11 protein-coding genes and 1 tRNA gene are annotated in these 12,182 nt (G+C 57.8%); 5 read left to right on the top strand and 7 right to left on the bottom strand.

Translation table 11 applies throughout. The features are described from left to right. Positions 1 to 1,191, top strand: a 1,191-nt coding sequence (locus EN884_RS09150) for a cisplatin damage response ATP-dependent DNA ligase (protein ID WP_128360531.1), incomplete at its 5' end; no start/stop codon positions are given. Positions 1,192 to 1,211: 20 nt separating this feature from the next. Here the strand turns inward: EN884_RS09150 and EN884_RS09145 are convergent. Further along, positions 1,212 to 2,351: a hypothetical protein gene (locus tag EN884_RS09145; protein ID WP_063169966.1), complete on the bottom strand. Its 1,140-nt coding sequence runs from the start codon at positions 2,349 to 2,351 to the stop codon at positions 1,212 to 1,214. Between the two features lie 330 nt (positions 2,352 to 2,681). Here EN884_RS09145 and EN884_RS09140 point away from each other — a divergent pair. Continuing rightward, positions 2,682 to 2,757, top strand: a tRNA-Thr gene (locus EN884_RS09140). A 49-nt stretch (positions 2,758 to 2,806) separates the two neighbouring features. Here the strand turns inward: EN884_RS09140 and EN884_RS09135 are convergent. The 6 genes from EN884_RS09135 to EN884_RS09110 form a co-directional block, all read right to left on the bottom strand. Further along, positions 2,807 to 3,787, bottom strand: coding sequence for a GlxA family transcriptional regulator (locus EN884_RS09135; RefSeq protein WP_063169965.1), 981 nt, complete (start codon positions 3,785 to 3,787; stop codon positions 2,807 to 2,809). 29 nt (positions 3,788 to 3,816) lie between these two features. Next, positions 3,817 to 4,701, bottom strand: coding sequence for an alpha/beta hydrolase (locus EN884_RS09130; RefSeq protein ID WP_348627661.1), 885 nt, complete (start codon positions 4,699 to 4,701; stop codon positions 3,817 to 3,819). Positions 4,702 to 4,704: 3 nt separating this feature from the next. Continuing rightward, complete coding sequence (locus EN884_RS09125; RefSeq protein WP_063169963.1) at positions 4,705 to 5,847, bottom strand: glycine betaine/L-proline ABC transporter ATP-binding protein; 1,143 nt, start codon at positions 5,845 to 5,847, stop codon at positions 4,705 to 4,707. After that, on the bottom strand, positions 5,840 to 6,727 hold the full coding sequence (locus tag EN884_RS09120) for a proline/glycine betaine ABC transporter permease (RefSeq protein WP_063170454.1): 888 nt from the start codon (positions 6,725 to 6,727) through the stop codon (positions 5,840 to 5,842). The genes EN884_RS09125 and EN884_RS09120 overlap by 8 nt, the downstream gene beginning before the upstream one ends. Positions 6,728 to 6,812: 85 nt before the next feature. Continuing rightward, positions 6,813 to 7,802, bottom strand: a complete 990-nt coding sequence (locus tag EN884_RS09115) for an ABC transporter substrate-binding protein (RefSeq protein ID WP_164746276.1) — start codon at positions 7,800 to 7,802, stop codon at positions 6,813 to 6,815. 11 nt (positions 7,803 to 7,813) lie between these two features. Further along, entirely contained in the window at positions 7,814 to 9,907 is a 2,094-nt protein-coding gene (locus tag EN884_RS09110) for an FAD-dependent oxidoreductase (RefSeq protein ID WP_245441299.1), read from the bottom strand. Between the two features lie 131 nt (positions 9,908 to 10,038). Between EN884_RS09110 and EN884_RS09100 the strand changes: the two genes are divergently transcribed. From EN884_RS09100 to EN884_RS09090, 3 genes are all read left to right on the top strand, one after another. Continuing rightward, a complete protein-coding gene (locus EN884_RS09100) occupies positions 10,039 to 10,941 on the top strand; it encodes a LysR substrate-binding domain-containing protein (protein ID WP_348632984.1) in 903 nt (300 codons plus the stop codon). Between the two features lie 446 nt (positions 10,942 to 11,387). Next, a complete protein-coding gene (locus tag EN884_RS09095; protein ID WP_013527958.1) occupies positions 11,388 to 11,576 on the top strand; it encodes a DUF2158 domain-containing protein in 189 nt (62 codons plus the stop codon). 151 nt (positions 11,577 to 11,727) lie between these two features. Further along, positions 11,728 to 12,159: an acid-shock protein gene (locus EN884_RS09090; protein ID WP_024503413.1), complete on the top strand. Its 432-nt coding sequence runs from the start codon at positions 11,728 to 11,730 to the stop codon at positions 12,157 to 12,159. The last annotated feature ends 23 nt before the right edge of the window (positions 12,160 to 12,182 follow it).

The raw sequence follows: 12,182 nt of genomic DNA, 5'->3' as shown, positions 1-12,182 counted from the left end.
AAGCTGGTCACCGGCGGCCTGCGCATCGGCGTGTCGGCGCGTCTGGCCAAACAGGCGCTGGCGGATTTCGGCAAGGTCGAGGTCGCGGAGATCGAGGAGCTCTGGCACGGGCTGTCACCGCCTTACACAGCGTTGTTCGCCTGGCTGGAAGGCAAGGCCGAAAAGCCCAGGAACACGGCGTTGGCATTGTTTCGCCCGGTGATGCTGTCGAACCCGGTCGGCGACGGCGATCTCGAAAAGCTCGATCCGGCGGATTATGCCGCCGAATGGAAATGGGACGGCATCCGTGTCCAGGCGGTGGCGGAGGGCGGCATCCGCCGGCTCTATTCGCGCACCGGCGATGACGTTTCGGGCGCCTTTCCGGACCTCGCCGAGGCCATGCATTTTTCCGCAACGCTGGACGGCGAACTGCTTGTCGGCGATCCCCGGGAGGCGACGGGAACCTTCTCCGATCTGCAGCAACGGCTGAATCGCAAGACGGTGGCACCGAAGATGCAGCAGCAATACCCGGCCTTCATGCGCTGCTACGATCTGCTCCAGGTCGGCGGCGAGGATTTGCGCGCGCTGCCGTTTCGCGAACGGCGCGGCCGGCTGGAAAGCTTTGTCGCGACACTCGACCCGAGCCGTTTCGATCTGTCGCCATTCGTCGACTTCACGGACTGGCAAACGCTGGAGGAACTGCGCCGGGCGCCGCCGCATCCGATCATCGAAGGCGTCATGCTGAAGCGCTGGGACTCAGCCTATGTCGCCGGCCGGCCGAAAGGTCCGTGGTTCAAGTGGAAACGCGATCCGCACACAGTGGACGCGGTGCTGATGTATGCGCAGCGCGGCCACGGCAAGCGCTCGAGCTTCTACTCCGACTATACGTTCGGTGTCTGGTCCGGTGCCGAAGGCGAGGAGGAGCTGGTGCCGGTCGGCAAGGCCTATTTCGGCTTCACCGACGAGGAGCTGAAGCAGATCGACAAATATGTCCGCGACAACACGGTCGAGCGTTTCGGCCCGGTGCGCTCGGTGCGCGCCGACCGCGACAATGGCCTGGTGCTGGAAGTCGCCTTCGAAGGACTGAACCGCTCGACCCGGCACAAATCCGGCGTCGCCATGCGCTTTCCCCGCATTTCGCGATTGCGCTGGGACAAGCCGGCCAACGAGGCCGACCGCATCGAAACGCTGCAGGCGCTGCTCGACCGCTAATTTCGCGCGTGCAGGGTTCGCTATGGCTCGATCGAAACGCGGATTTCGTAGATGTCGGCGGCCTTGCCCTGCTTGTCGAAGTCGGAATTGATGGCAATGGTGCCGGCCGAGCCCGGATGCTTGTCGGGAAACTGCACGTCGAACAGATATTCGTTCTGCTGCTGGCCGACTGCGTAGCGCTTGCGGCCGCAGTCGCCGAGTTCGCCGAAATTGCAGTCGACGGAAATCTGCGTCTCCTTGCCTTCCTCGGAACGGGCAATGATGTCGAACACGGCATGTTTGCCGGCCAGTTTCTCCAGCACGCCTTGTCCGACGTCGAAGCTGATCGCCGAACCGGACGCGCCGGAACGGATGCGCAGGAACGAACCGGTATCGTCCTTCATCACCTCGGCCCTGGCGTCCGACGGCGCGCTGACATGCGATGCATCGGCCGGCGAAAACACATTGATCCAGTCGCGCGACTGGTCGGCGGCGCCGGGCTTTGCCGGACCGCCGTCGGCCGGTGTGAAATCGTCGTCCTCGACGGTCGGCGGCGCTTCAGGCGGGGCGGTATCGAGCTGCGCCGACGTCTTGAAGACGCCGGTCTGCACGGCGAAGAACAGGCCGATGCCAACTGCTGCCAGCAGTGTCACGGTCAGGAAGATGGCGGTCAGCGGCAGGCGACGCCCTCTTATGCGTCGTTCATCGCGGTCGGGCGCCACTTCCGTGGTCGCGCCGGCCGAGGCCGGAACCGACATGTCGATGGCCGGAGCATCGGGAAGCGTGGCGTCCGGCATGATGTCGGGAACGACGGGCAGGACGCGCGAGCGCGGCGCATCGGCAGCGGATTGCACGGGGCCGTCGACGACGACATCGGGGGACGATGCCTGTCGGCCGGTTTCGACCGCGGGCGCCGAGTCCGCTCCGAGTTCGACCGCCGGTGCATCGCCCTGCGGGCCGACATCCGGCACCGCCGGCAGGAACTCGGATTCGATTTCGGTGATTTTCGCCTGGATTGCCTTGCGGCGCTTGATGGCGACCTCAACGGTCACACCGGGATTGGCCTGGAGCGCGCGATCAAGCGCGGCAAAAGCCGAGCGATAGACCCTCTCGCGGAACGCGCGGTCCTCGGCATTGCCTTTCTCCAAGGCGTTCCGGATCGCTTTTTCGATCGCGTCCAAGCGGGTCCCTCTGTCTTTGCCTACCTTGCCGTGATCGTTAGCCGCAGGCGACCAATCAATCAACGGGCGAGCGGCGCATTCTGCCTCGCAGAGGTATGCAAAGTCCATTCCGGCGCTGTTCCGGCAACAAAATCAGCATGTTTCACCGATTTTCACGCGCGGAGAGCGCACGTACCGTGCGCCGCATCCCTTGGCGATTGATTGGCGGACAAGGCGGCGGCCGGCTTTCGAGGGTGCCATGACGCCGCCGCAGGAATTGCCAAGTCGCATCTTGAATTCGCGCCCGGTTGCGTCTATCACCGCCGCATCTTGGAGGCGTTGGCTTCCCGGGCCGCTTTAGCTCAGTTGGTAGAGCACCGCATTCGTAATGCGGGGGTCGCGTGTTCGAGTCACGCAAGCGGCACCATTTACTTGTTCACAGCCGTCCATTCGTTTGGGGCCGCAACCCCAACATCTCACGACCTAGATGGGACGGCTGACGTGCCTCGGGACTGCTTGAAGTCGGTGGGAGTAAGGCCAGTTTGGCGCTTGAAGGCGCGGCTGAAGTGTCCCGCATTGCTGAAGCCACAGCGGAATCCAATCTCGCCCATGTTTAGGTCGCTAACCTCGAGGAGCGTCTTTGCGTAGTGCACGCGTATCGCGAGATATGCCGACAGTGGGCTCCTACCGATTTCAGCAAAAAACAACCGTTCAAGCTGTCGTCTCGAAACGCTGAGCGATCTTGCAATGTCGCTGACAGCCAACGTTTCTTGGACGTTGCTCTCCATGAGAAGGAGGGCACGCCTCAGTTGTCTACTTTCGGCGTTTGGGAAAAGATCTCCCACGGGCTGGACGTCGCGGGTCGTCCTGACCCGATCAAGAATAAGGATCTTGGCAGCTTTCTCGCTAGCTTTCTTACCAATGGACTCTGCCACAAAATGACCAGCCAGGTCGGCCGCTCCGACACCGCCAGCGCAGGTTGCGCGGCTTCTGTCGACGGAGAACAGGCTATCCGCATGTGCCAAGACTTGCGGGAACATGGTACGGAAATCTTTGACGTGGAGCCAGCTCACGGACACGTTGTAGCCGTCCAGCAATCCATATCGAGCGAGTACGAAACTGGCTGTGCAGAGCGCCGTCAATCGAACTCCGCGCGATGCGGCCTTTAGCAGGAAGGCTTCCTTCTGGCTTCCAAGAGTATCGCCCGTGTTCAGAAGCCCGCCAACGACAACGATATCGTCGTATTCCTCCGGGTGCTGGAGTTCTCTCGTCGGCATCACTTCGATGCCGCAACTTGCGCGGATAGGCAAACCACGCTCGCCAACCACTTGCCAGTCGAACTCTACTCTTCGACTCCGATCATCCTCGTCGCCCGCAAGCCGCAGCGTGTCGACGAAAAGCGCAAACGGCGAAAGCGTAAAATGGCGCGTCAGCAGAAACGCAAACTTTCTGGCCATCTCTCGTCATCACCGGTTAGGTCGGAGAACTACTGCAGCGTATCGAAAAGTGCCGCGACGATCATTTCAGGCGCATCTTCCTGGACGAGATGACCTGCTTGAGGCACGGCCGTCATCACCCCGTTGGTGAGCTTCTCGGACAATTTCTGTCCTTGCGCGATTGGGATCCACTCGTCTTCACGACCCCATAGAATTCGAACGGGAAAATTCATCGGCCTATAAAGCTTTTCGACTTCGTCGGTGAATTTTTGATCCATTTGGGCGATCTGTCGATAGAAGGCCGGCTTGCCTACGGGCCCAAGCCAAGGCTGCATATAGAGGTCCAGAGCTTCGCTGCGAAGGGTCTGGAACGCCGCGCCTTGCAGGTACGCTCGCAAGATCGATTCGTGAATGTAATCGGGGGCGCCGGCAAACGCGGCTTCATGCTTTCGCGCATGCTGCACCAAGGCGGAGCCCCAAGGGGCGACCGCCACAGGGTCGACCAACAACAGGCTACGATACCGCACATCGTTAAGATAGTGGGTGCGAAGTGCAGTCGAGCCGCCAAAATCATGACAAAGGACGTCAGGCTCCTTCACGCCCCACTCCTTCAACAGTGAGGCAAAAAGTTTGTTCTGCACGCCTAGCGACACATCCTGACCATCCGCCTTTGCGGATTGACCATATCCGAGGAGATCGAAGAAATAGACCGTCCGGCGTGAAGCTATGAGAGGCGCTATGCGGCGCCATACTTGTGACGAAAACGGCGTTCCATGAAGCATCACCAAGGGAGCGCCCTCCCCGATCCGGCCCCACGCAACGTCCTGGCCTTCAAAACGAAACGACTGATCTAGCTTCAGCATCGGTGCCTCTTGATAACCTCTATGATGATGATTGCGGAAATCGTGCCAAGGCGGAACGATCCCGAGCGACATAGCCTATCGTTCTGCGCGGTTCCCTGGATTCGCCGGCTGATTGGCAGAGTACAACACCGGTCGAAATGAAATGGTGCCCCCACCGTTTTCGCTACCCCACAGTCCGCCGTATCCAATCATGGCCGCCATGATCTGGTCCTTTGTCACTCGACCCAACGGTTTGCCGTGTCCGTCGACGACGACGCTCTCGTGCCCGCCATGCTGGCACATCAGCTTTGCAGCCGCATTCAGGGTGGTGTCAGCTGAGAGAAGAGATTTCGGCAAAGCGCTCGCCGGATTTGACGGCGTCATAATCGCGTCAACTCGTATTATACGTCCTCTGTTGACGTCCTTTACAAACGAGGCCACGTAGTCATCTGCCGGCCGAAGAACGATGTCCTGGCTCGAACCTTGTTGAACCACCTCGCCGTTGCGAAGGATGGCAATCTGGTCTCCCAGTCTCAACGCCTCATCAAGATCGTGCGTGATGAACACGATCGTTTTTTTCACCTCCTGCTGAATATTCCGCAGCATCTCCTGCATGTCTGACCGAATGAGGGGATCGAGGGCAGAAAACGCCTCGTCCATCAGCAGGATTGGCGAGTCGCTTGCCAAAGCCCGAGCCAACCCGACACGTTGCTGCATGCCGCCCGAAAGCTGGTTCGGATACCGGTCTTCAAATCCGTTCAACCCAACGCGTGAAATCCAGCGCATCGCCTTTTCACGATGCCTATAGCGATCGCCGCCTTGGATCTCCAGGCCGTACAGGGTGTTCTCCAGAACGTTGCGATGCGGAAGCAAAGCAAATTTTTGAAACACCATCGCCGTGGTGTTGCGACGAAAGGCCCGCAAAGCATGCTCATCCAATTTGAGAACGTCCTGGCCGCCAACGATGATCTGGCCAGCCGTCGGCTCAACCAGCCGGTTGATGTGCCGTATCAAGGTGGATTTCCCGGATCCCGAAAGGCCCATTATGACGTGGACCTGACCAGCAGCCATATTGATGCTAACGTCGTTCAGTCCAAGGACAAGCCCGTGGCGTTCGTTCAACTCATCTTTCGTCATCCCTCTCGCCAATGCATTCAGGTGGTTGTTGGCATTGGCTCCGAAGATCTTGAACAGATGTGAGATAACGATTCCGACTTGTTTTTCTTCACGATCAGGCATGCATCAACTCCAGGTGTCGCTGCAGCCGCTTGCCATAAGCTTGGCTGATACGGTCAAAAATGATGGCGATACCAACAATGGCTAGTCCATTGAACAAACCCAGCGTGAAATACTGATTGTTGATCGCTTTGAGGACCGGTTGACCCAAACCCTGCACCCCGATCATCGAGGCAATGACGACCATGGCTAGTGCCATCATGATGGTCTGATTGACGCCAGCCATGATGGTCGGCAGCGCCAGGGGAATCTGGACGTCTCGCAGCTTTTGCCAATTGGACGAACCGAAGGCATCGGCCGCCTCTAATACATCCTTGTCCACGAGGCGGATGCCCAGATTTGTCAGCCTGATCATGGGAGGGATCGCATAGATTACGACGGCTATCACACCAGGAACCTTGCCGATTCCCAGCAGCATCACCACCGGGATCAGATAAACGAAGCTTGGCATGGTTTGCATGACATCGAGTACCGGATTGATGACCCTCTGGATGCGCTCCGATCTCGACATCGCAATTCCAACCGGCGCACCGAGCACGATGGCTATGATCGTCGAGACAAGGATCATGGACACCGTCTTCATCGTATCGTCCCACATGCTCAGGAACCCGATTGCAACGAGGGTGACGACGGTTCCAGCCACGGTTGTCAAGTTTCGGGATGCAAGCCATGCCAGCCCAGCCGCCAGCGAAATGATCAGCGGCCAGGGCGTGTCGGTTAGAAAGTGCTCGCACTTGATCAGAAGGTACTGCAACGGCGCGAAAACGCCCTCAATTGAATCGCCGTATGTTCGGGTGAAGGTTCGAAAAGCGTCATCCAGCCCCTTTTTGACAAGCCGCAAGGCCTCGTCATTGAGATGGGGAAAATTTGTCAGCCAATCCATGAGGAATTCTCGGTCGGTCAGCCCAGTGAGGGCAATGGCGGTCGCAATGATGGCCGCTCTAAAGGCCACCACCGCGACACGTTGATTAAAGTGCCGCTTTGATTTTTCCGGCGACGCCGACCGGGACCCACTTGGCCCAGATATCCTCGCGTGTCTTGAGGAAATACCTTGCCGCATCGTCACCAGTGGCCTGGTTGTCGGTCATCCAGGTCAAGAGACCGTTCACCGTATCGTTGGACCACGACCGGGTTTGCAGGTACTCCATCACTGCGGGATCAGTACGATCCGAAAAGCCTTTCGTGACGATCGTCTTTACTCGATCTTGCGGCCAAACGTTTGGCTTTGGATCGGCACAATCCGCCACTGTATTGCAACGCTTCCATTCAGCCTGATTGTAAGGAACCCCGAAGTCGAGCTTCACCATTTCATACTTTCCCAGAATCGACGTCGGAGCCCAATAGAATCCGAGCCAGCCTTGGTGGCGCTCATATGACTTTGCTATCGATCCATCCAAGCCGGCTGCCGATCCGGTGTCGATCAAGGTGAAGCCGGCTTTTTCAGCGCCGTAGGCTTTGAAGAGCTGCGTTGTAACAACCGTCGCGCCCCAGCCCTGAGGCCCATTGAAGACCGCCCCTTTCGATGAATCTTCAGGTGCTGGAAAGAGCTCCGGATGTTTGAGCGCATCCGCAATGGTTTTGATATCCGGATGTGCTTCGGACACATACTTTGGAATCCACCACCCGTTGACGCCACCATCTTTGAGGGCCGCGCCAGTTTCAACAAGCTTGCCTAGCTTGATGCCGGTAGCGACAACATCTGGCAGCAGATCGACCCAGATCTCGGGAGCAACATCGGGCTTTCCCTTTTCGATCATGGAGGTGACCGTCGGCACGGTGTCCCCTTCGAGAATTTCCGCATCACATCCGAACCCAGCTTTAAGAATGAACTTGTCCAGGCTTGCCAGCACTTCAGCGCTCTGCCAATTCATGCTGGAGATTGTCAGCTCACCGCAGCTTGATGCAGCATTCGCAGGGAGTGACTCCAGTACAAGAATTGTCAGGCATGCCGCCGCCAGTGGGAGATTTTTCACGTCGTTTCCCCTTTCATTTGCCTATGTGTTACTGAGTAGCGCGCTTGATCGGAGCCGGTCTGTCCGGCGACCGTGATGACGGAACAGACACGCAACGCATCAAAGAGCGCAGCATGGATGTTCCTCGAAGAGACCGCGTCACCAATCCGGAACAACACGAAATCACCGGCCGGGTTCACCGTTCGGTACTCGGCTTTGCCGTCCAATAGAGATGCTACTTCTATTTGGCCGTTGTTGACTGAATGACTTTGAAGATCGAAGTACAATTCAGCGTTTTCTTCCGTCCCGACTTCATAGAAGACATGATCGGCCTGGAATTTTTCTTCCAGGTCGGTGAGGACGTTTCGCACGGTGACGGTCAAACGGTTGCCGTCAGGGCTCAAGGCAACGATCTCACGGTCGGTGAGGAAGTTCACCCCGCGCTGATACAGGTTGCGCATGCCGACGCCGTAGTTCGTCGGCCCGAGATTATGAAGAGGTGTGCGATCCGGCGTTAAGAGAGTGACGCAAGCACCGGATTGGGTTGCTACCTCCGCCGCCACCAGCGAGTGATGGTCGCCTCGATCGTCGAAAATGATGACCTCTCCAACAGGAGGCTGTCCGGTGAACACGTCCCAAATCGGCCGGGCAAGATGCGCGCCGCCAATGTTCAGCGAGCGCGGCAGTGCGCCTGTCGCGATCACCACCAACACAGGTTTCTCACGCAGGATGTCCTCGGCTTCCGCCAGCATGTTGTAGCGAACATCAACGCCGAGATGCTCGAGTTCATTGACCAGCCAATCGATGATCCCGCGCATCTGGCGCCTGGTGGAACCTCCGGCCGCCATGTTAATCTGTCCACCCAGCTGGTTGGACGCTTCGAACAGGGTCACCCTGTAACCCCGCTCGGCGAGAACACGGGACGCCTCCAGTCCTCCTGGGCCTCCACCAACAACGACAGCGCGCAAACCCGCTATTTCATGGCGGCGAAAGCGATGCGGGAAGAAACGCTCGCGACCGGTCGCGGCATTCTGGCCGCATAAAGCGTCTTTGCCTTGATTAACCCGGTCTGCGCAGTAGTTCATTCCGACGCAGGTGCGGATACGATCTTCCTGCCCGGTTTGCAGCTTTGAGACCAGGTAGGGATCGGCGATGTGAGCCCTGGTCATTCCCACCATATCGACAATGCCGTCGCGCAGGGCATGGCGAGCAGTTGCGATATCGGCAATGCCTCCTGCATAGAATATAGGTAGTGAAACGGCCTCACGTATGTCTTTGGCAACTCCAAGGAAACGGGCTGCGGGAGTGCCCATAGGAGGCATCCATTGAGCCAAGCCCAGATCGTCGTATGGCGCTCCCGCAAGCACGTTGAGGAAGTCGACCAGGCCGCACTGCTCAAGCCGCTGGGCGATCTCGATGCAGTCCTCGCGGCTGAGCCCACCTTTGAGGAAATCGTTACCGGTGATCCTCAGTCCTATGATGAACTCGTCACCCACAGCATCGCGGACGCCGTTCAGGACGTCGAAGGTGAGTCGAAGCCGGTTCTCCAGGGAGCCGCCATAATCGTCCTGTCTGAAATTGATCAGAGGGGATAGGAATTGTCCCAGCAAGTGCGAGTGCGACAGGATTTCGATTCCGTCAAAACCGCCCTTTTTGCATCGTGCCGCCGCGGCCGCAAAGTCCTTGGTGACGCGTACTATATCAGCCCTTTCCATACTCTTTGGATAGGCTCGGTGCGCCCGTTCTCGCGTGTTAGATGGTCCTATTACTGGCAGCCATTCCCCTACGTCGCTGGATGTACGCCTCCCCATATGTGTCAGCTGACACATAATCGCGGCGCCATGGGAATGAACGCCCCCGGTAAGCAGTTCAAACCAAGGCAGGATGCTGTCATCGCCGGCATAAAGTTGCCCAAACGCGGACGGGCTGTCCGACGAAACGTTGGTCGATCCCCCCACCACCGTTAGAGCAAGCCCTCCCTTGGCCTTCTCCTCATGATAGAGCCGGTAGCGCTCCGTAGGCCAACCGTTCTCTACATAAGCCGGCGCATGAGCGGTGCTCATAATCCTGTTTCGAAGTTGCAGAGACCTGAGCTGGAATGAATCGAGCAACGGGTCCTTTTGTCGATGGCTATCGTGAGATGGCACTCTTGGCTTCCTCAGCGTATTATGGCTGGGACTATGATTACGGGGTGCTTTTCGGATAGTCAGCGTAAGATCGATCACGCCTGAGGTAAATCAGATTGACGTCTCGTCCGCCTTTGAGATTGCCGCCACTACACAGTCTGGTCGCGTTCGAAGCGGCGGGAAGCCACATGAATTTTACCGCTGCGGCTCATGAGTTGAATGTCACCAGGGAAGCGGTAAGCATGCAGGTCAGGCTCCTGGAATCCAGGCTTGGCGCCAAATTGTTCGAGCGGGGGCAACGAGGCGTGGCACTTACAGAATATGGGCGCCAATTTCACAATACAGTTTCAGAAAGCTTATGGCTGATCTCAAGGGAGTTTAACGAGAAAGTCGCTGACATTCCGGCAAATGTAACAGTTAGTACAACCGTTGCATTTGGAAGTTGCTGGCTGATGCCGAGGTTGGCTGATTTTCGAATTCGCAATCCCGGGATCAATATAAAACTGGTTGAAACCGATGAATGCTTGGATATGAGCAAATTCGGGATAGACATTTCGATTAGATATGGTCGCGGTGACTGGAATAAATTGAAGTCCGAGAAAGTGTTTAGTGAGGAGTTTTTTCCGATTTGCAGCCCAGGATATGTAAATTCTGTCGGCGCCGAAAACTTCCGCAAGTTTCAAAACGTGACGCTGCTGCATCTAGATGGGCGGGCTCACGAATGGGAGAATTGGGACAAGTGGCTTGAATTCGCGAAGCTAACTTCTTTACGCCCTCAGCAAGGAATCTGGTTTCAAAATTACGACAATCTGCTGCGGGCCACCCTCGAAGGGCAAGGGTTGGCGTTGGGATGGGCACGCCTTGTTGAGGAGAAGCTGTCAAATGGGAGTCTCGTACGCCCTTTTGACCTCGCCTTCACGACCGGCAATGGCTACTACATTGTTGAAGCTCCAGCGAATGCTCCAAATCGTGCCAGCAAGATCTTTAGGAACTGGATACGCGACAAAATGCGCATCTAGTCCCGTCGCCGTCGGGCGCTTATGGAAACCATGCAAGGATTTTTTCGTGTGTAACAGCGCCGTTACCCGCTGAAGGCCGCACACAGTAGTGTTCTTGTACATCGCGGATTTATACTGATTCGTAACTGGCCAGCTTTCCAGTTGAGTTCATGGACGACGCGCCCTCACTGGGATGGCCGATCCCATGCCGACTCAAGGCGCGGGCAAGGACGTTACGGGACGATCTCTAGGGAACTCGTTGCGACCCGCTTGGCATCGAAAACGATTTTGATTCTAATGGCTTGAGCCGGCAATTGGCTGCCCGCAAGCGCACCATCCCCCCTCCTTTTCGTCGTCTACCCCTTCGCATCTGGTGCAAAGGATTGCGGCGCCGGCCTGGCAGATCTGCCATTGTCGAGACCCCGGTTTGGTGTGAAACTCATGGCCTCAGCATGGGAGGTCAAAAAATGCCCAACAATTTCAAGACCGGAGACGTGGTCAAGCTGAAATCCGGAGGCCCCAGGATGACGGTCAGCGATGGCGCAGCCTCGGGCATGTATCTGTGCCACTGGTTCAATCGCGAGGGCGAGGTGTGGACCCCGCAGCATGCCGGGTTCAAGCCCGAACAACTGATTGCGGCCGACCAGTCGGACTAGAGCTCCTTCCATCCCGATCGACGGGATGCGCACCCGAGCACGAACGGATCAGCACGCGCGACCGACGGATTTTCCGGGTCGCGGCGTTTAACGGTTGAAGCGCGATGACGGCACAAGCCGTCTGCGTCGCGCCAAGCTGGAGACGCACAACATGATCAGCCGTTCGATATTAGTCGTTGCCTTGAGTTTGCAGACCGTTGCGGCTCTTGCCCAGGCAACGACCCCGCCTGCACCGCAGACCGCCGCGCCACTTGCCGCGCCAGGCGCGTCGGGGAGCAGGTCCGACATCACGCTGGCCAAATTCCAGAAGCGGCGCGAAAAGGCGATCATGGCGGCCGACACGGATGGCGACGGCAAGATCAGCCTGCTGGAATGGGAGGCCTTTCAGGCGAAGCGCAACGTCAAGGGCGACGCCGCCAGATCCTTCGCGCGGATCGATTCCAACCATGACGGCTTCATCGATCGCGCCGAACTCGATGCGTTTTTCGCCAAGCGCTTCGCCCGGCTGGACAAGAATGCCGATGGCATTCTGACAGCCGACGAACTGCCGGGCCACAAAACCGCTCCCAAGCAAGAGCAATGACCAAGAGGCAATGACGCGCGATG

It is taken from the genome of Mesorhizobium sp. M7A.F.Ca.AU.001.01.1.1 (assembly GCF_004022735.1).
GTDB lineage: Bacteria > Pseudomonadota > Alphaproteobacteria > Rhizobiales > Rhizobiaceae > Mesorhizobium > Mesorhizobium ciceri.
Note: the sequence above shows the minus strand (reverse complement) of the source record. Positions and strands in the feature narration are given on the sequence as shown.